Below are 18,731 nucleotides of genomic sequence, written 5' to 3'. Positions count from 1 at the left end.
TCAAGGAGATCACCATGGACCGCATCCATTCCGCCAAGCCCTCACCGGGCATGCGCACGCTCTCAGCTCTTGCCCTGGCGGAATACCGCCTGCGATGGCTCGGCCTGGCCCTGCTGCTGTCGCTCGGGCTTGCGGGCTGCGCGGCACCGGGCTTCGGCACGCCGGGGCCGATGAACTACGGCGACGGCAACCAGGGCGGCGACGCCACCGCGTCGGCGGCCGCCGGCAACGGCAAGATCATCCCGATCACGCCCGACCTGATCCGCACGCAGATCGCGCAGCGGCCCCAGGGCGTGCCCGACGGAATCAAGCAGCTGTTCGCCGCGCCGCCGGTCTACACCATCGGGCCGGGCGACGTGGTCGGCATCATCGTGTACGACCATCCCGAACTGCTGCCGAATGCCGGCGCGGTGATCGCGCAGCAGTCCGACCCCACCGGCGTGACGGTGGCGCCCGGCTTCATCGTCGACGCCAAGGGCGAAATCTTCTTCCCCTACATCGGCCGCACCAAGGTGCAGGGCCTGACGGAAAGCGGCGCCTCGGAACTGGTGGCGCGGCGCATCAAGGCCTTCGTGAAAGACCCGCAGGTGTCGGTGCGCATCCAGTCGTTCCGCAGCCAGCGCGCCTATGTGCAGGGCGAGGTGCGCACGCCCGGCCTGCAGATCTTCACCGACGTGCCGATGACGCTGTCGGAAGCCATCAGCCGCGCCGGCAGCTTCACCCAGCTGGGCGACCGCTCGCACATCACGCTGACGCGCGGCGGCGTCTCGACCGAACTCAACCTGCCGATGCTGCAGGCCATGGGCGTCGACGGCAACGGCATTCCGCTGCGCAACGGCGACATCGTGAACGTCGGTACCCGCGAGGACAACCGGGTCTACGTGATGGGCGAAGTGCGGGCGCCGTCGGCGCTGCAGATGCGCCTGAACGGCCGGCTGAGCCTGAACGAGGCGCTGGGCGACGTGGGCGGACCCGACCTGACGACTGCCGATCCCGGCCAGATCTACGTGGTGCGCAACTCGCCGGACAACTCCGGTGTGCCGCAGGTCTTCAACCTCAACGCGAAGAACCCGGTGGCGCTCGCGCTGGCCGACCGCTTCGAGCTGCAACCGCGCGACGTGGTGTACGTCGACCACGTGCCGCTGGCCACGTGGAGCCGGGTGTTCAGCCTGATTCTTCCGTCGGCCCAGGTCATCAACCTGGCCCGCGACACCGCGCGCCGGTAAGCGCCCCACCCCGTCTTCCCGCAAGAAAAGGTGAACCCCATGAACGCGCGTTGGCAACCTTCGCTTCCCGCTCCGGCGGGCACCCCGCTACCCATGGTCGAGGCCGCCTGGGTCCGGGAATCCCGGTTCCAGGAGTACCTGGACATCCTGATCGACAGCCGCTGGCTGATTGCCGGCCTCACGGCCCTGGCGCTGGTAGCCGGCGCCGGTTATGCGCTCTTCGGGCCCCGGGTGTACGAGGCCAACATCCTGATCCAGGTGGAAGACTCGGACCGCTCGGGCGGCAACTTCCCGGGCGACGCCACCGGCGGCGCCGGCATCAGCGTGAAGACGCCGGTCGCCGGCGAGACCGAGATCCTGCGCTCGCGCATGGTGCTGGGCCAGGCCATGGAAAACACCCGGCTCTACATCAGCGCCAAGCCACGCTACATCCCGGTGGTGGGCGAGTTCCTGGCGCGGCATTCGAACCGGCTGTCCACGCCCGGCATCTTCGGCATGGGCGACTATGTTTCGGGCACCGAACGCATCGCCGTCGCGCAGATGGACGTGCCGCAGCCCCTGGAGGGCAAGAAGTTCCTGCTGACCGCGGAAGCCGACGGCAACTACACGCTGACGAATTCCGGCCTGGAAGCGCCGCTGCAAGGCAAGGTCGGCGTGCCGCTGGACGCCGCCGTGCCGGGCGGCACGCTGCACCTGCTGGTGGGCTCCTTCGAGGCCGAGCCCGGCGCCGGCTTCGAGCTGGTGCGCTACTCGAAGCAGCTCACCCTGCTGGGCCTGCAGAAAGATCTGCGGGTGGTCGAGAAAGGCAAGCAGTCGGGCGTGATGGACGTCAGCCTGCAGGCCGAGAACCGCGGCCAGCTGGCCGACGTGCTCAATGAGATCTCGCGCCTGTACGTGCGCCAGAACATCGACCAGAAGACGGTGCAGGCAGAACGCGCGCTGGCCTTCCTGGGCACGGAGCTGCCCAAGTTCAAGGCGCAGCTGGAGCAGTCGGAAGACAGCTACAACCAGTACCGCAACCAGAACGGCACCATCAGCCTGGACGACGAGGCCCGCAACGCGCTGTCGCAGAACGTCGACCTGCAGGCCAAGCTGCTCGACGCCAAGCAGAAGCGCCTGGACCTGGTGGGCCGCTTCACCGCGGCGCACCCCGCCGTGCAGACGCTGGACTCGCAGATCGCCTCGCTGAAGAAAGAGCTGGGCGCGGTCGACGGGCGCATCCGCCGCATGCCGATGCTGCAGCAGAACTCGCTGCGCATGCAGCGCGACATCAAGGTCAACACCGACCTCTACGCGACGCTGCTGAACAGCTCGCTGCAGATGCGGCTGGCCAAGGAAGGCAAGGTGGCCAACGTGCGCGTGCTCGACCAGGCGCTGCTGCCCGAGAAGCCGGTGCGGCCGAAGGCGCTGATCGTCATGGCGCTGTCGCTGGCGGGCGGCCTGTTCCTGGGCGGGGCCACGGCGCTGCTGCGCAAGACGCTGAAGAAGTCGATCGGCAGCCCCGACGAGATCGAGGCCGTCACCGGGCTCAACGTGTACAGCACCATCGCGCTGAGCACCCAGCAGCGCGTGCTCGACCGCGCCATCCGCGGCGGCAAACCGGGCGTGAAAGTGCTGGCGGCGCTGCATGTCGAAGACCCGGCGCTGGAAGGATTGCGCCGCCTGCGCACCGCGCTGAAGTTCGTGATGCTGGGCGCGCCCAACAACCGGGTGCTCATTTCCAGCGCCACGCCGGGCGCGGGCAAGACCTTCGTGTCGTCCAACTTCGCGACGCTGGTGGCCTCGTCGGGCAAGCGCGTGCTGCTGATCGACGCCGACTTGCGCCGCGGCACCCTGAGCGAGGAATTCGGGCTGCAGCGCAAGGACGGGCTGTCCGACGTCATCACCGGCGGCGTGCCGCTGGACCGCGCCATTCACTACCACGTGCTGCCGCGCCTGGACGTCATGACCTCGGGCACGCTGCACCCCGACCCCGCCGGCATGATGACCAGCGACGTCTTCGCGCAGACGCTGGCCACGCTGTCCAGCCGCTACGACGTGGTGATCGTCGACGCACCGCCTACCCTGCTGGCCTCCGAGACCGCCGCGATGGCGCCGAGCATGGGCACGCTGCTGCTGGTGGCCCGTGCCGACCACAGCGAAAGCGGCGAGCTGCTCGAAAGCGTCAAGCGGCTGGGCCATGTGGGCGCGGAATTCCACGGCGTGGTGTTCAACGCGGTAGACACCACCCAGCGCCACTACCGCGGCTACAGCTACGGCTACTACGACGCCTACCGCCGCGAGCCCGCCGGCTCGCTGGGCGTGAACGACGCCGACACCGTGATGCCCAAGCGGCTCGAACCGGAGCACGCAGCATGAGCGTCCTTCGATCGAACACACCGGCGCGGCCCGCCCCGGGCGCGGCCGCCAACACGCCGGTCTACGGGCCGCTCGGCGGCGCGCCGTGGCTGCGCGTGGCCAAGCGCGCCGCCGACATCGCGATGGCGGGCTCGTTCTTCGTCTTCTTCGGCTGGGCCTACGCGTTGATATGGCTCGGTGTGCGCATGACCTCGGGCGGCCCGGCCATCTACATGCAGCCGCGCTACGGCAAGGACGGCAAGGTGTTCCGCTTCCTGAAGTTCCGCTCCATGGTGGCCGACGCCGACGCGGTGCTGGCCCGCCACCTGCGCGAGAACCCGACCGCGCGCCGCGAATGGGCCGTGTACCAGAAGCTGGAGCACGACCCGCGCATCACCCGCTTCGGCGCCTTCCTGCGCAAGTACAGCATCGACGAGTTCCCGCAGTTCTGGAACGTGCTGGTGGGCGACATGAGCATGGTCGGCCCGCGCCCCTGCATGTTCGCGCAGAAGGAGCTGTACGGGCACTACTGGGACCACTACTGCGCGGTGCGCCCCGGCATCACCGGGCTGTGGCAGATCAGCGGCCGCAACGAGGTGAGCTACCGCCGCCGCGCGGCCATGGACGCCGAGTACGTGGCCACGCTCTCGCTGGGGCGGGACTTCGTGATTCTGCTGAAGACCTTTTCCGTCGTGACCGGGGCGCGCGGGTCGCGCTAGGCCCGGCGCCCTACCAACCACCTCATGAAAGACGCTATGCGCATCTTCGTTGCAGGACACCGCGGGATGGTCGGCCGGGCGCTGGCAAAGCGGCTGGTGCAGGCCGGCCACGAGGTCGTCACCCGCAGCCGCGTCGAGCTCGACCTGCTCGACCAGGCGGCCGTTGCCCGGTTCTTCGCGACCGAGCCTGTCGACCAGGTGTATCTGGCCGCCGCGAGGGTCGGCGGCATCCATGCCAACGCGACCTACCCCGCGCAGTTCATCTACGAGAACCTGATGATCGCGGCCAACGTCACGCACCAAGCCTTTCTGGCAGGCGTGAAGCGCATGCTGTTCCTCGGCTCCAGCTGCATCTACCCCCGGCTGGCGGAACAGCCGATGGCCGAAGGCGCGCTGCTCGGCGGTCCTCTGGAGCCGACCAACGAGCCTTACGCCATCGCCAAGATCGCCGGCCTCAAGCTCTGCGAGAGCTACAACCGGCAGTACGGCGCCAGCCACGGCATCGACTATCGCAGCGTGATGCCGAGCAATCTGTATGGCCCCGGCGACAACTACCACCCGCTGAACAGCCACGTGGTGCCGGCGCTGCTGCAGCGCTTTCACCGGGCACGCGAGGAACGCGCGCCCCACGTGAGCATCTGGGGCAGCGGACGGGCACGGCGCGAGTTTCTCTATGTCGACGACATGGCCGAGGGCTGCCTCGCCGTGATGAACCTGTCGCGCACTGCGTATGCGCAACACACGACGCCGATGCGCGGCCACATCAACCTCGGCACCGGTGAAGACGTGTCGATCGCCGAGCTGGCCGCACTGGTGCGCGACGTGACCGGCTACGAAGGCGACATCCGCTACGACGCGACGCAACCCGACGGCGCACCGCGCAAGTTGCTCGATGTCTCGCGCGCAGCCGCCATCGGCTGGCGGCCCACGGTGCCGCTGGCCGACGGGCTGCGCCACGCCTACGCCGCTTACCTCTCCTCCACCCTGTCCACCGAAGAGATCGAACATGCCTAAACGCGCACTCATCACCGGCATCACGGGCCAGGACGGCTCCTATCTTGCGGAACTGCTGATCGACAAGGGCTACGAGGTGCATGGCATCAAGCGCCGCACTTCGCAGTTCAACACGGGGCGGATCGATCACCTCTACGCCGACGTTCACGCCATCTCGCACCGCCATCTGCACCTGCATCACGGCGACCTTGCGGACGGCAGCAACCTCACGCGGATCATGCAGGAGGTCCAGCCCGACGAGGTCTACAACCTGGGCGCGCAGAGCCATGTGGCCGTGAGCTTCGAGAGCCCGGAATACACGGCCGACATCAACGCACTGGGCACGCTGCGGCTGCTCGAGGCGATCCGGCTGCTGGGCCTGCAATCGAAGACGCGCTTCTACCAGGCCAGCACCAGCGAACTCTACGGCCTGGTGCAGGAAGGCCGCCAGAGCGAAAGCACGCCCTTCTATCCGCGCAGCCCCTACGGCGCCGCCAAGCTCTACGCGTACTGGATCACCAAGAACTATCGCGAGGCCTATGGCTTCTACGCGTGCAACGGCATCCTCTTCAATCACGAGAGCCCGCGCCGCGGCGAGACCTTCGTGACGCGCAAGGTCACGCGCGGACTGGCCAACGTGGCACAGGGGCTGGAGCAATGCCTCTTTCTGGGCAACATGAACGCGCTGCGCGACTGGGGCCATGCCAAGGACTACGTTCGCATGCAGTGGCTGATGCTGCAGCAGCCGACGGCGGTCGACTATGTGATCGCCACGGGCATCCAGTACAGCATCCGCGAGTTCGTCGCCAAGGCCGCTCGCCAGCTCGGCATCACGCTGGCCTTCGAAGGGCGTGGGCTCGACGAAGTGGCCGTGGTCAGCGCAGTGGAAGGCGACGACGCACCGGCCGTCTGCGTCGGCGACGTGCTGGTGCGCGTGGACCCGCGCTACTTCCGCCCCTCGGAGGTCGAGACGCTGTGCGGCAATCCGGCCAAGGCGGCGGACGACCTGGGCTGGGTGCCCGAGATCACGCTCGACGAAATGGTGGCCGAGATGGTCGCCAGCGACCTCGGGCTGGCCAAGCGCCGCGCGCTGCTGCAGCGCCACGGCTACCACACGCCCCAGAGCATCGAGGCCTGAGAACGCGGAGCCCGCCATGAGAACCCTCACCTTCTGGTCCGGCATCGTCTGCGCCTTCCTGTGCGGGCTGGTCGATCCCGCCTGGGGTTACGCGGCGGTGTTCGTGCTGTCGCTGGTGCAGATCGCGCTGCTGGGTTCGTCGGGCGGCAGCGTGTTCCTGCTGATCCATTACGCGACCATGCTGACCTACTTCTCGCTGGCGCCGGCGATGCAGATCGCCAACGACGTGGATTTCTGGGAAACCGGCGTGCTCACCACGGCCTCGCACACCCAGGCGCTGGTGCTGCTGCTGCTGTACATGGCCGGCGTGGAAGCCGCGCGCTTCGGCATGGCCGATACGCCGGTGCACCAGCCGGGCCTGCATCACGCACGCGCCGTGGGCGTGGCCCACCCGTTCCTGCTGCTGCTGAGCTGCTCGTTCGCGGCCTTCGCGACGCTCTTCATCCGGCCCGACCTGAACTTCGTGGCGCGCGGCATGCCGGGCGAGGACGACAGCGTGCCGATCGACTTCATCGTGTTCTCCACCTTGCCCAAGCTGGTGGTGCTGATGTGCTTCGTGGCGCTGACGATCCATGCATTCCGCCGTCGCACGCCGTGGGCCTGGGCCTCGGCGGGCCTGGCGCTGGCGCTGGCGGCGGTCGCGGCCAACCCGGTCAACACGGCGCGGCAGATCCTGCTGATCGGTCTGTTGCCGCTGTTCATCCATGCGCTGTCGCGGCTGCGGCATTGGCGCTGGGCGCTGGCCGGGCTGATCTTCGGCGCCATCGCCGCGCTCGGGCCGGTGCTGAACCTGTTCTCGCGCGGCAGCATGTGGGGCGAAGGGCTCACGACCTTTCCGTTCAGCCAGGACTTCGACGCGATGTTCGTGGTGGGCGGCATCCTGGAGCGCGCGCCCATTCCGGACCTGGGCTGGGGCCGCTACCTGCTGTCGGCCTTCTCTTTCTTCCTGCCGCGCGACCTGAAGATGTTCCCGGATTTCGATCCGCTCGGCTGGTCGGCCATCCTGGGCAACTTCTCGCAGAGCAACCTGTCGCTGCCGCCCTTCACCACCGCCTACTTCGACTTCGGGTTGATGGGGCCGCTGCTGCTGGGCATCGCGATCTCGGCGGTCTTCCGGCTGATCGACAGGGCGATCGATCCGCAGCGCGCGCTCTCGGGGCGCTATCTCGCGGCGCTGGTGCTGCTGTCGGCCTACGTGCCGTTCATGCGCGGGCCGATCCTGGGCTGGGGGCCGTTCGCGGCTTCGGGCCTGATCGCCGCGGTGATCGCCGGTGCCCTGAGCGCGCGCGCCCGCCGCGTCATTCGCGTCCGCCGCACGCGCACCCTGCCGCCATCGGCGCGCCATGACCTTCCGACCCCGTGAGCAAGCCATGGCCACCTACCTGTTCTACGACACCATCCGCCTGAACCCGAGGTCCGGCGGCGTGCTGAACGTTGCCGAGGTTCTGCTGCGCAACATGCGGCTGTCGCAGGACGACCGCGTGCAGTCGGTCAGCGAGCGGCATCCGCGGCTGTACGAAGCGGCGCGGCGGCTCAGGGTCAGCCGCTTCCTGCTGGAGACGCTGCTCTACAACCTCTACCGCATCCGCGCCCTGCTGACCGGCGAGCGGGTGTACGCGATGTTCCCGAACTACTTCCTGCCGTTCACGCTGTTCGGGCGGCACGCGGATGCGGTCGTCATCGTCCACGACCTGCAATACAAGGTCTACCCGCAGTACTTCAGCGCGGCCAAGCGCGCCTGGCTCGACTGGAACCTGTGGCGCGTGGCGCACAGCGCGGCCAACGCGGTGTTCATCAGCAAGAGCAGCCTGCACGACTTCGAGCGGCACTTCCCGCGTTGCGAGCATGCATCGGTGATCTTCAACCCGGTGGACGCGCCGCGCACCCCCGCCCGCGCCGCCGTGCCGGAGCCGGCGCAGGAGCGCTACCTGATCGCGGCCTACCACTACTACCCGCACAAGAATTTCAGCGGCATCCTCGCGCTGTTCGAGCGCATGAAGCGCGCGGGCCTGGTCGACTTCCTGGACATCACCGGCAACGGCGCGGCCGATGTCGAGCGCATGGTGGCCGCGCTGGCGCCCGAGGTTCGCGGCTGCGTGCGGCACCGCGGGCTGGTGTCGCGCGAAGAGCTGGTGCGGCTGTACACGGGTGCCACCGCGTTCATTTCGCTGTCGACCTTCGAGGGCTTCAACCTCTCGGCCGCCGAGGCCGCCACGCTGGGCGTGCCGCTGTTGCTGTCGGACATTCCGGTGCACCGCGAACTGTTCACGGGCTACGGCTTCTTCGTAGGCAGCGCCTCCTGCGACACCTACCGGCTCGCGCGCTATCTGGCGCGGCACGAGCGCACGCGGCCCGCGTGGCTGCATGCCCAGGCCTGCGCGCCAGGTGCCGTGGCCGCGCGCTATCTCGCGCTCAAACGCGGCCCGGTGCCGCTTGCGAGGGCCGTGCAATGAACGCGCCCGTCGCCCTGTTCAAGCGCATTCTGGTGCCGCTGCTTCTCTGCACGGCGGCGTCGACGGCCCTGGCCCAGCCCGCGCAACCCGCGGAGCCGCCCGTGCCCGGCTTCGGCGTCATGGTGCATTACCTGCCGGACAAGCAGTCCATCGCGCAGATCAAGAGCTTCGACGTCGAGGCCTTCGCTTCGGGGCTGGCGCAGATGCGCGCTTCGCATCTCATCCTCACGCTGGGCCAGAACAACGGCCAGTACATCGCGCCCAATTCCGCGCTCGAAGTGCTGTGCCCCGTCGCCGCGAAGAATCGCCCGCCGCGCGACCTGCCGCTGGAGATCGGCGAGGCGCTGCGCGCGCGCGGCATCGCGCTGATCCTGTACCTCCCGTTCCGCGCGCCGCAGGCCGACCCCGCGCTGATGGGCTGCCTGGGCGACATCTCCGAGCAGGAGCCGCCGCCGCCGCGCTTCATTGCCGCCTGGTCGAGCGTGATCCGCGACTGGTCGGAGCGCTACGGCCCGCTGGTCGCGGGCTGGTGGTTCGACGGCACCTACAACACGCAGGGCGTATCGGCCTCGGGCTGGGAAATGCTGTGCGGCGCGGCGCGCAGCGGCGCTTCCAACCGCTGGCTGGCCTTCAATGCCGGCGAGGGGCCGGAGCGCTTCAGCCTCAAGAGCGCGCCCTGCCAGAACCTGATGGCGGGCGAATACATGCAGCCGCCCGCGCACTTCGCGCCGCCGCCCTCGGAACTGATGTTCCACGTGCTCACGCCGCTCACCTCCTGGTGGGGCCGCGAGACACCGGCGCGCTTCACGGCGCAGCAACTGCGCGACTGGATCGGCGAGGCCCGCGTGGCGCGCGGCCTCTTCACGCTCGACATGCCCGTTGACAACAACGGGCGCTTCCTGCCCGCGAACGTGGCGCTGGTGCGAAGCGCCACCACCCGCAAGCTCTGAGCCGAATCGACAACTACCTACCCATGCTGTCACACATGATCCATACCGAACTCCCCTTCATCGTGGTCGAGGACCGCCAGAACCAGACGCTCGCGCTGTGCCGCCGCTCGGCCGCGATCGCCCGGGAAGACCTTGTCGTGCTGTCGGACACCGACGCCGGCCCGGCCTACGAGCGCTTTCGCCATGCCTACGTGCACCTGTCGAGCAACCCGCCGGAGTTCGAGCGGATCTGCTTCCGGCGCTACTTCCTGCTCGCCCAGTACCTATCGGCGCATCCGGAATGCCGGGACTTCGTGCTGATCGACAGCGACGTGCTGCTGTTCGAGGGCATCGGCGAGCACGTGCGGCGCCTGGTCGGCAAGGCGGACTTCTCGGGCTCCTACATCAGCCCGAGCGACGGCTGGAACCCCTGCCAGATCTCGCCGCACGTGAGCTTCTGGACCGCCAACGGCCTGCGGCGCTTCGTGGCCTTCGTGCTCGACACCTACACCACGCCATCGGGCCGGCGCAAGCTGCGCGAGATCGCGGCGCGCTTTGCCGCGCGCGGCATCAGGGGCGGCGTGTCCGACATGACGCTGCTGTACCTCTGGGCGCGTGCGAGCGGCAATGCCGACCCGATCAACCGCGTGCTCGACGGCAAGGTGATCGACCACAACATCAACAGCCCGCACAACCACCTGTCGCACGAGTTCCGTTACCTCGGCGGCGCCAAGCGCATCGCCTACACCGACGGACGCCCGTGGCTCACGCCCGCCGCTGGCGGCAGGACGAACGTGGTGGCGCTGCATTTCCAGGGCACCGCCAAGATGGCCATGCCCTACGCGCTGTACGGCCGCATGCGCACCGTGGCCGCCGTGACCTACGCCCTGATGGTGGCGCGGCGCCTCAAGAACAAGCTGTTCCGCCTGGCCACCCGGGTGCGCCGCGCCCTCGACGCACTCGGCCTCGCCAGCGCCCCCGCCGCCAAATAGCCCGAACCGGAACGGCCGCGCCATGAAGCCCTTCAGCCCCTCACTCGCACTGCCCGGCGCGCGCATGGCGCGGCTCATGGGGCTGTGGGCGCTGGTCTCGCGGCTGTACGTATACCTGTCGGGCTTCGTCGCCATCTTCCTGATGGCGGCCAATGTGTCGCCGGCGCGCTTCGGCGAGTACTCGATCTACCAGTCGGTGCTGGAAGTTGCGCTGGTGGTCGGCACGCTGGGCAGCACGCTGCTGTTCTCGCGCAACGCGACCGCGGTGCCGCCCGCCGTGACGCAGGGCGACGTGGTGCGCACGCTGGCCTTCGGGCTGCCGCTGGCCACGGCGCTGGTCGTCGTCATCCTGACCCTGCAGCGGCTGCCGGTGGCCGACGTGCCTTTCGTGCTGGTGGTGGTCACGCTGGCGGTGTTCTCTTTCAACTGCCTGCGGCTGGCCTACAGCCGCGGCCTGGGCCATGCGGGGCTGCTGAATCTCGAGGCCGGTATCCGCTCGACCATCCTGGTGCTGGGCGTGGGCATCTGCGCGTCGCTGGGCTTCGAGCTGGGCGTGGCGCACCTGCTGCTCATCAACCTGTTCGCGTTCGTGGTGGTGTGCGCGGCCATCTGCATTCCGCCCAACGGCGCGGCGCCGCCGGCCGGGCGGCATGTGCTCGCGCTCGCGTCGCAGGCCAGCGCCACGGTGTATTCGCTGCTGACCTTCCTGCTGCGCAAGTCGGACCTGCTGATCGTGGCCTTCTTCATGCCGCTGAGCTACGTGGGCGCCTTCAAGCTCGCGTTCCTGCTGGCGGAGGCGCCGTCGCAGTTCGTGCAGGCATTCCTGTTCACCAAGACGCCGGCCATGATGGACGCCGACCCCGAGAAGCTCGCGGCCTCGAAGCTGCAGCTGGCGCGGCATTCGTTCCTGCTGGGCTGCGCGCTGTTCGTGGGGCTGGCGGGGCTCATCACCGTGGCCGCGCCGCTGCTCAAGATGGGCGACCAGGCGCGCACCATCTTCCTGTGCATCGCGCCGTATTTCCTGCTGCGCACCTACACCATCCATCACGAGATGGTGCTGTCGCTCAAGACCTCCATGGGCTCGCTCGGACGCTGGGCATTGCTCGAAGTGACGCTGCGGCTGCTGTCCTACGGCGTGGTGATCCTGCTGTTTCCAGGCCGTCCGCACTACGTGTTCTTCATCGCCTGCCTGAGCGACTTCGCGCTGTACGAGACCCGCATGCGGCTGCAGTTCGGCTTCTTTCCCATCGTCCGTCTGCTGAGGCGGTCGCCATGAAGATCCTGCTGTACTCGATGAACTTCGCGCCCGAGCTGACCGGCATCGGCAAGTACTCGGGCGAGATGGCGCGCTGGCTGCATGCCAGGGGGCACGAGGTGCGCGTGATTGCCGCGCCGCCCTTCTTTCCGCAGTGGTCGGTGTACCGCGGCTACTCGGGCTGGACCTACCGCAAGAGCGACTGGGACGGCGTCACCGTATGGCGCACGCCGATCTGGGTGCCCGCGCGGCCGCGCGCGCTGGCGCGGCTCGGGCATCTGCTCTCGTTCATGCTGTCGAGCCTGCCGACGCTGCTGGCCCAGTGGCGCTGGAAGCCGGAGGTGGTGTTCGTGGTCGAGCCGCCGCTGTTCTGCGCGCCGTCGGCGCTGTTCTTCGCGAAGCTGCGGGGCATCAAGTCGTGGCTGCACATCCAGGACTACGAGGTCGACGCCGCCTTCGGCCTGGGCCATGTGCGCGGCGAGCGCGCGCAGCGCTTCGCGGTGTGGGCCGAGCGCTGGCTGATGAGCCGCTTCGACCGGGTCTCCACCATCTCCGCCGCCATGATCGAGAAGGCCCGCGGCAAGGGCGTGGACGAGAGCCGCGTGGTGCTCTTTCCCAACTGGGTCGACGTGAAGGCCATCCACCCGGTGCCGCGCACCGTCGCGCCCTACGGCTACCGGCCTGCGCTCGGCATTCCCGACGACGCGGTGGTGGTGCTTTATGCGGGCAGCCTCGGCACCAAGCAAGGCATCGAGCTGCTGGCGGAGGCGGCGCGCCTGCTGGTGTGCTCCAGCAACATCCATTTCGTGTTCGCGGGCAACGGGCCCAGCCGCGAGCTGCTGCGGGCGGCCTGCGCACGGCTACCCAACGTGCACTTCCTCGAGGTGCAGCCGGCCGAACGGCTGAACGAACTGCTGGGCATGGCCGACATCCACGTGCTGCCGCAGCGCGCCGATGCGGCGGACCTGGTCATGCCCTCCAAGCTGGGCGGCATGCTCGCCAGCGGACGCGCCGTGATCGTGACCGCGCATGCCGGCACCGAGCTGAGCAACGTGGTCACCGGGCGCGGCATGGTGGTGGAGCCCGGCGACGCCGCCGCGCTGGCCGATGCCATCGAGCAGCTCGCCATGTCGACCGAGCTGCGCGACGAGATGGGCGCGGCCGGCCGCCGCTATGCCGAGTCCGCGCTCGACGAGGACGCCATCCTGCAGCGCCTGGAGCAGGAACTGCAGCGCTGCGTCGCCGGCTGAACCGAAGCCGTCCACCCACGGAGCCCACACCATGCCCCACGCCAAGATCCTCGTGACCGGTGGTGCAGGCTTCATCGGCAGCCACACGTGCGTGGCGCTGATCGCGGCGGGCTACCAGCCTGTGGTGCTCGACACGCTGGTCAACAGCGACGCGCGCTCGCTGCAGCGCGTGGGCTGCATCACCGGCCTGCAGCCGCTGCTGCTGCCCTGCGACGTGCGCGACGCCGCGGCGCTCGACCGGGTGTTCGCCGAGCATGCGATCGAGGCGGTGGTGCACCTGGCGGGGCTGAAGGCGGTGGGCGAATCGGTGGCCGACCCGGTGGCCTACTACGACGTCAACCTTGCCGGCACGCTGGCGCTGGTGCAGGCGATGGGCCGCGCGGGCGTGCGCACGCTGGTGTTCTCGTCGTCGGCCACGGTGTATGGGGACGCGCAACGCTCGCCCATTCCGGAGACCGCGCCGTACGCGGCGGTCAACCCCTACGGCCGCACCAAGGCCATGGTGGAGAACCTGCTGGCCGACCTTGCGCATGCCGATGCGCGCTGGGGCATTGCCTGCCTGCGCTACTTCAACCCGGTCGGCGCGCACGAAAGCGGCCTGCTGGGCGAGCGCCCGCACGGCCCGCCGGCCAACCTCATGCCCTACATCTCGCAGGTGGCGGCCGGCGAGCGCGAATACCTCATGGTGCACGGCGCGGACTACGCAACCATCGACGGCACCGGCGTGCGCGACTACGTGCACGTGATGGACGTGGCCGAAGGCCATGTGGCGGCGCTTCGCCATGTGGCGCGCGAGCCCGGCATCCTGATGACCAACCTGGGCACGGGCCGCGGCGCCTCGGTGCTCGAGGTGGTCTGCGCGTTCGAGCGCGCCAGCGGCCGGCGCATCGCGCTGCGCATCGGCCCGCGCCGCCCCGGCGACGCCCCCGCCTACTGGGCCGACGCGCGCAACGCACAGGCCCGGCTGGGCTGGTGCGCGCGCCGCGACCTCGACCAGATGTGCGCGGACTGCTGGCGTTGGCAGGCCGCGAACCCGCACGGTTTCGACGACCCGGTGCCTCCGTTGCAGGCCCAGGCGCAGCCCCCGTGGCTGCCCGCCGACCTGCAGATCTTTCACACAACCTCCAACCTCGGACACTCCAATGCCTGACAACGCATACCGCTCCCCAGAAGAGCAGGCCGACGCCCGGCCGGGATATCCGCCGGGCGGCGTCTGCCCACCGGCCCAGCCGCTGTGGCCGGGCTTCCTGACCGGGCAGGAAGGCGCGCCGGTGCGCGTGCTGCTCGTCGACGACGACGGCTTCATGCGCCGGGTGATCGCGCAAGAGCTGCTGTCGGACCTGCGCATACAGCTCGAAGGCCAGGCCGGCAGCCTGCGCGACGGCCGCCGGCTGCTGGCCACGCATGAGTTCGACGTGCTCATGGTCGACCTGCGGCTGGGCGACGGCACCGGCTTCGAGCTGATCCGCGAAGCCGGCAAGCAGCATCCCGGCTGCGAGATCATCGTGATCTCCGCGCTGGAAGACGAGTCGCACGTGATGCATGCCTTCGAGCTGGGCGCGACCGGCTACCTGCTGAAAGACGCCTGGCTGCAGAGCTTCGCGCAGGCGGTGCTGCAGGTGGTGAACGGCGGCGCGGCCATCACGCCGCGGCTCGCGCGGCGCCTGCTCTCGCGCCTGAGCGCAAGGCCCGGCAGCCCGCCGCCGGCCAGCGACCCGCCCACGCGCGAAGCCACCACGCTGACCGCGCGCGAGTGCGAGATCCTGCGCTGCGTGGCGCGCGGGCAGGTCACCGAGGAGATTGGCGCGAAGCTCGGCATCTCGGGGCAGACGGTCAACGCGCACATCAAGAACATCTACAAGAAATTGCACGTGCACTCGCGCGCGCAAGCCGTGAGCTACGCGGCGTACTCCGGGCTCATCTGAGCCGGCACATCACTCACAGCGGGCGATCATGAACACCAACCCCACCATCCATCCCGTGGTCCTGTGCGGCGGCAGCGGCACGCGCCTGTGGCCGCTTTCGCGCAAGGCGCTGCCCAAGCAGTTCGCGCCGCTGCTCGGCGGCAAGAGCCTGCTGCATCTCACGCTGGAGCGGCTCTCGGGGCTGAACCACGACATCACCTGCATCGCGTCGGAAGACCACCGCTTCCTGGTGAAGGAAACGGTCGAGGGCGCGGGCCTCACCGGGCGGCAGATCCTGGAACCTGTGGCGCGCAACACGGCGGCGGCCATGGCTTCGGCGGCGCTCTTGGCCGAGCCGGGCGACCTGCTGCTGTTCGCGCCGGCCGATCACCATATTCCCGACGCGGCGCTGTTCGCGCAGACCGTGCGCGAAGGCGTCGATGCGGCGCTGGCGGGGCGGATCGTCACCTTCGGCGTGGTGCCGAGCTTTCCCAGCACCGCCTATGGCTACATAGAGGCGGGAGCGGTATCGGCCGACGGCCGCAGCCGGGCCGTGGCGCGCTTCGTCGAGAAGCCGACGGCGAGCGTGGCCGAGTCGCTGATCCTGCATGGCGGCTACTACTGGAACGCGGGCATCTTCCTCGTGCGTGCCGGCACGCTGCTGGCGGCACTGCGCACGCATGCGCCCGACATCCTGCGTGCCTGCGAACGCGCCGCCGCCGCGGTGGCGGTCGACGGCAGCTTCCTTCGGCTGGAGCAGGCGGCCTTCTCCGCCTGCCGCGCCGAGAGCATCGACTACGCGGTGCTCGAAAAGCACAGAGACATCGCGGTCGTGAAATTCGAAGGCGGCTGGAGCGACGTCGGCAGCTGGAACGCGGTGGCCAACCTGCAACTGGCCGATGGCGACGGCAACCGCCTGAGCGGCAAGGCCAGCGCGCTGAATTCGCGCAACACCTTCATCCATGCGCCGCACCGGCCGGTGGTGGCGCTGGGCACCGACGGACTGATCATCGTGGACACGCCCGACGCGGTGCTGGTGGCCGGCGCGGGCTGCGCCGAGCAGGTGGCGGACGTGGTGCGCAAGCTCTCGCGCGAAGGCTGCGCCGAGGCCACCGACCACCGGCGCGTGGTGCGGCCCTGGGGCGCCTACGACAGCGTCGACATGGGCGAGCGCTTCCAGGTGAAGCGGCTCACCGTGAAGCCGGGCGCGAAGCTGTCGCTGCAGATGCACCACCACCGCGCCGAGCACTGGATCGTGGTCAAGGGCACGGCCCGCGCCACATGCAACGGCGAAGTGACGCTGGTGCGCGAGAACGAGTCGATCTACCTGCCCTCAGGCGCCATCCACCGCCTGGAGAACCCGGGCAAGACCATGCTCGAGGTGATCGAGGTGCAGACCGGCGGCTACCTGGGCGAGGACGACATCGTGCGCTTCGACGACACCTATGGGCGCTGCGAGGCGATGCGGAACGCCGAGGAAGCCGCGGCGGCGCCGTCGTCGCCGTCCGCGTCGGCAGGTTCAGGCGCGGCTGCGGTGCTGCACGCACCCGTCAGCCACTGACCCAGGCTACCGGCCGCCGGGCAACATGCGCTGCATGTGCTCTATCGTTGCCCGGGTGTGTCGCACGAAGGCCGTCACCTCATCCGCGCGTGCGGCCAGATCGTCCTGCGCAACACCGAGGTAAGCCGCCCGCGCCGTCGCCAGCACGGGCCTGTGCTCGGGCGGCAGTTGCTCGATGGCCCATGCGGCGGCCACATCCTTGGAGGCGATGCCGCCGGTCTCCACGCTGAACCAGACGCGCGCGAGTGCCAGCACGATGTTCCGTTCGTCACCCAGCCAGTCCGAAGGCTCGCTCCACTGCGCAACCGTGTCGGCAAGCGCCTTCGCGAAGTCGTGCGCCGGCACCGGGTCGAACAGCGTCGATGCGTCCGGTCCCAGCAAGCCGATGCTGTACCGCCTTGCCTTCGTCAGCAGGATCGCCAGGTCATGGTCGACCATGGGCGGCTCGAAGCGCCCGGCCAGCAGGTCTTCGCGCAGCCACTCGCCGAACTGCAGCTCGCGCCTTGCCGGATGGCGCCAGGGCACCACGTGCTCCCGCGCCAGCACGGTCACCTCGAGCGGTCGCAGCGATTCGCCCGCCACCGGCATCGCGGAAACCGACAGCAGCTCCGTCATCAGCGCGCGCCGCACGGGCTCTGCCGGCGGCGTGGTGACAGTCACCAGCAGGTCGATGTCGCTGCCGGGTTTCAAGCCGCCATCGACGGCCGATCCGAACAGGTGAAGCGCTTGCAGCGTGCCGGCCAAGTGGCGTTCGAGCACGGCGCGTGCAAGAGAAAGTTGAGGCGCGATTTCGGCGGGCGGCAAGGTGTCGGTCATCGGCCCGGATGTTAGTGACCCGCCTCACCAGCCGTGGAAACGCCCCCAGGTCTGCAGGGTTCCGTCTTCCGACAGCGCGTGGTACTCGGGAAACTGCGCCCCGGTCGCGCAGGCATGGTTCGGCAGGATGCGCAGCCGCGTGCCGATGGGAAAGCGCGCGGCAATGCCGGTGTCGGCCTCGCCTTCGCGCGACAGAATGCCGTGCTCCTGGTTCGCGCCGCTGAGCACATAGCCCTCCAGCACCCGGCCGTTCACGTCGCAGGCCTGGCCGAAGCCGAAGTCGTGCTTCTGCTTCTGCGTGCCCCGGTCGCGGCTCATGGCCATCCAGCCCGCGTCGAGGATGGCCCAGCCCTTCTCCGGCTGGTGGCCGATCACGGTGGCGAGCACGCTCAAGGCAATGTCCTGCTCGCTGCACACGCCGACGTTGCGCATCACCAGGTCGAAGAACACGTACACCCCCGCGCGCACTTCGGTCACGCCGTCGAGCGACTCGGCCATCAGCGCGGTGGGGGTGGAGCCCACGCTGACCACGGGGCATGGCAGGCCCGCATCGCGCAACCGCTGCGCGGCATGAACGCAGCCGGCGCGCTCCTGCTCGGCCACGGCGCGCAGGGCTTCGGGCGTGTCGAAGTCGTAGCTGGAGCCGGCATGCGTCATCACGCCGCCCAGGCGCATGCCGCCTTCGTGCAGCACGCGTGCCACTTCCAGCAGCCGGTCTTCATCGGGGCGGATGCCCGAGCGGTGGCCGTCGGTATCGACTTCGATCAGCACGTCGAAAGCCTCGCCGTTCGCGCGGCCGAACTCCGCGATGGCCCGCGCCGATTCGATGCCGTCCGTGATGATGCCCAGCGCGCAGCCGCGCCGGCGCAGCTCCAGCGCATGCGCCAGCCGGTGCGGCGCCATGCCCACGGCATAGAGGATGTCGGTGAAGCCGGCGGCGAAGAACTGCTGGGCCTCCTTGAGCGTCGACACGGTGATGCCGCGCGCGCCTGCCGCCTGCTGCGCTTTCGCGACCTCGATGCACTTGGTGGTCTTCACATGCGGCCGGAAGCGCACGCCGAGCGCATCCATGCGCTGTTGCATGCGCGCGATGTTGCGTTGCATGCGCGCCTCGTCGACGAGGGCCGCGGGGGTATCGATGGTGTGGAGCGTGTCCAT

The 18,731-nt window shown here is 69.2% G+C and carries 16 protein-coding genes; 14 read left to right on the top strand and 2 right to left on the bottom strand.

Annotated elements, in window-relative coordinates; genetic code table 11:
* Positions 1–14: 14 nt before the first annotated feature.
* Genes L3V85_RS18675 through L3V85_RS18610 form a run of 14 tightly spaced genes read left to right on the top strand, consistent with a single transcriptional unit; the run spans position 15 to position 16,757 of the window.
* Positions 15–1,226 (top strand): polysaccharide biosynthesis/export family protein, encoded by a 1,212-nt coding sequence (locus tag L3V85_RS18675; RefSeq protein WP_414080133.1) that lies wholly within the window; start codon positions 15–17, stop codon positions 1,224–1,226.
* Positions 1,227–1,265: 39 nt separating this feature from the next.
* Positions 1,266–3,584, top strand: a complete 2,319-nt coding sequence (locus tag L3V85_RS18670; protein ID WP_237674236.1) for a polysaccharide biosynthesis tyrosine autokinase — start codon at positions 1,266–1,268, stop codon at positions 3,582–3,584.
* Positions 3,581–4,282, top strand: coding sequence for a sugar transferase (locus tag L3V85_RS18665; RefSeq protein WP_237674235.1), 702 nt, complete (start codon positions 3,581–3,583; stop codon positions 4,280–4,282). The genes L3V85_RS18670 and L3V85_RS18665 overlap by 4 nt, the downstream gene beginning before the upstream one ends.
* 36 nt (positions 4,283–4,318) lie before the next feature.
* Positions 4,319–5,296, top strand: a complete 978-nt coding sequence (locus L3V85_RS18660) for a GDP-L-fucose synthase family protein (protein WP_237680595.1) — start codon at positions 4,319–4,321, stop codon at positions 5,294–5,296.
* Complete coding sequence (gmd, locus tag L3V85_RS18655; protein ID WP_237674234.1) at positions 5,289–6,413, top strand: GDP-mannose 4,6-dehydratase; 1,125 nt, start codon at positions 5,289–5,291, stop codon at positions 6,411–6,413. The genes L3V85_RS18660 and gmd overlap by 8 nt, the downstream gene beginning before the upstream one ends.
* 16 nt (positions 6,414–6,429) lie before the next feature.
* The gene (locus L3V85_RS18650) at positions 6,430–7,776 is read left to right on the top strand and encodes a hypothetical protein (protein WP_237674233.1); all 1,347 of its coding nucleotides are present in this window, start codon (positions 6,430–6,432) and stop codon (positions 7,774–7,776) included.
* Positions 7,757–8,866: a glycosyltransferase gene (locus L3V85_RS18645; RefSeq protein ID WP_237674232.1), complete on the top strand. Its 1,110-nt coding sequence runs from the start codon at positions 7,757–7,759 to the stop codon at positions 8,864–8,866. Before L3V85_RS18650 ends, L3V85_RS18645 begins: the two co-directional genes overlap by 20 nt.
* Positions 8,863–9,816, top strand: a complete 954-nt coding sequence (locus tag L3V85_RS18640; protein ID WP_237674231.1) for a hypothetical protein — start codon at positions 8,863–8,865, stop codon at positions 9,814–9,816. The genes L3V85_RS18645 and L3V85_RS18640 overlap by 4 nt, the downstream gene beginning before the upstream one ends.
* A gap of 23 nt (positions 9,817–9,839) precedes the next feature.
* On the top strand, positions 9,840–10,787 hold the full coding sequence (locus L3V85_RS18635) for a hypothetical protein (protein ID WP_237674230.1): 948 nt from the start codon (positions 9,840–9,842) through the stop codon (positions 10,785–10,787).
* 22 nt (positions 10,788–10,809) lie between these two features.
* A complete protein-coding gene (locus L3V85_RS18630) occupies positions 10,810–12,063 on the top strand; it encodes a lipopolysaccharide biosynthesis protein (RefSeq protein ID WP_237674229.1) in 1,254 nt (417 codons plus the stop codon).
* Entirely contained in the window at positions 12,060–13,292 is a 1,233-nt protein-coding gene (locus L3V85_RS18625; protein ID WP_237674228.1) for a glycosyltransferase WbuB, read from the top strand. Before L3V85_RS18630 ends, L3V85_RS18625 begins: the two co-directional genes overlap by 4 nt.
* A gap of 31 nt (positions 13,293–13,323) precedes the next feature.
* Entirely contained in the window at positions 13,324–14,442 is a 1,119-nt protein-coding gene (gene galE, locus L3V85_RS18620) for a UDP-glucose 4-epimerase GalE (RefSeq protein WP_237674227.1), read from the top strand.
* Entirely contained in the window at positions 14,435–15,217 is a 783-nt protein-coding gene (locus tag L3V85_RS18615; RefSeq protein WP_237674226.1) for a response regulator transcription factor, read from the top strand. Before galE ends, L3V85_RS18615 begins: the two co-directional genes overlap by 8 nt.
* A gap of 28 nt (positions 15,218–15,245) precedes the next feature.
* Entirely contained in the window at positions 15,246–16,757 is a 1,512-nt protein-coding gene (locus tag L3V85_RS18610) for a mannose-1-phosphate guanylyltransferase/mannose-6-phosphate isomerase (RefSeq protein ID WP_237674225.1), read from the top strand.
* Positions 16,758–16,763: 6 nt separating this feature from the next.
* On the opposite strand, the gene L3V85_RS18605 is transcribed toward L3V85_RS18610, so the two are convergent.
* On the bottom strand, positions 16,764–17,573 hold the full coding sequence (locus L3V85_RS18605; RefSeq protein WP_237674224.1) for an AadA family aminoglycoside 3''-O-nucleotidyltransferase: 810 nt from the start codon (positions 17,571–17,573) through the stop codon (positions 16,764–16,766).
* Between the two features lie 24 nt (positions 17,574–17,597).
* Positions 17,598–18,731 carry a DSD1 family PLP-dependent enzyme gene (locus L3V85_RS18600; RefSeq protein WP_237674223.1) on the bottom strand — a complete coding sequence of 378 codons (1,134 nt, stop codon included), beginning with the start codon at positions 18,729–18,731 and terminating at the stop codon, positions 17,598–17,600.

Source organism: Variovorax paradoxus, from assembly GCF_022009635.1.
Classification (GTDB): Bacteria; Pseudomonadota; Gammaproteobacteria; order Burkholderiales; family Burkholderiaceae_C; genus Variovorax.
This window is presented reverse-complemented; position numbering and strand designations above follow the sequence as displayed.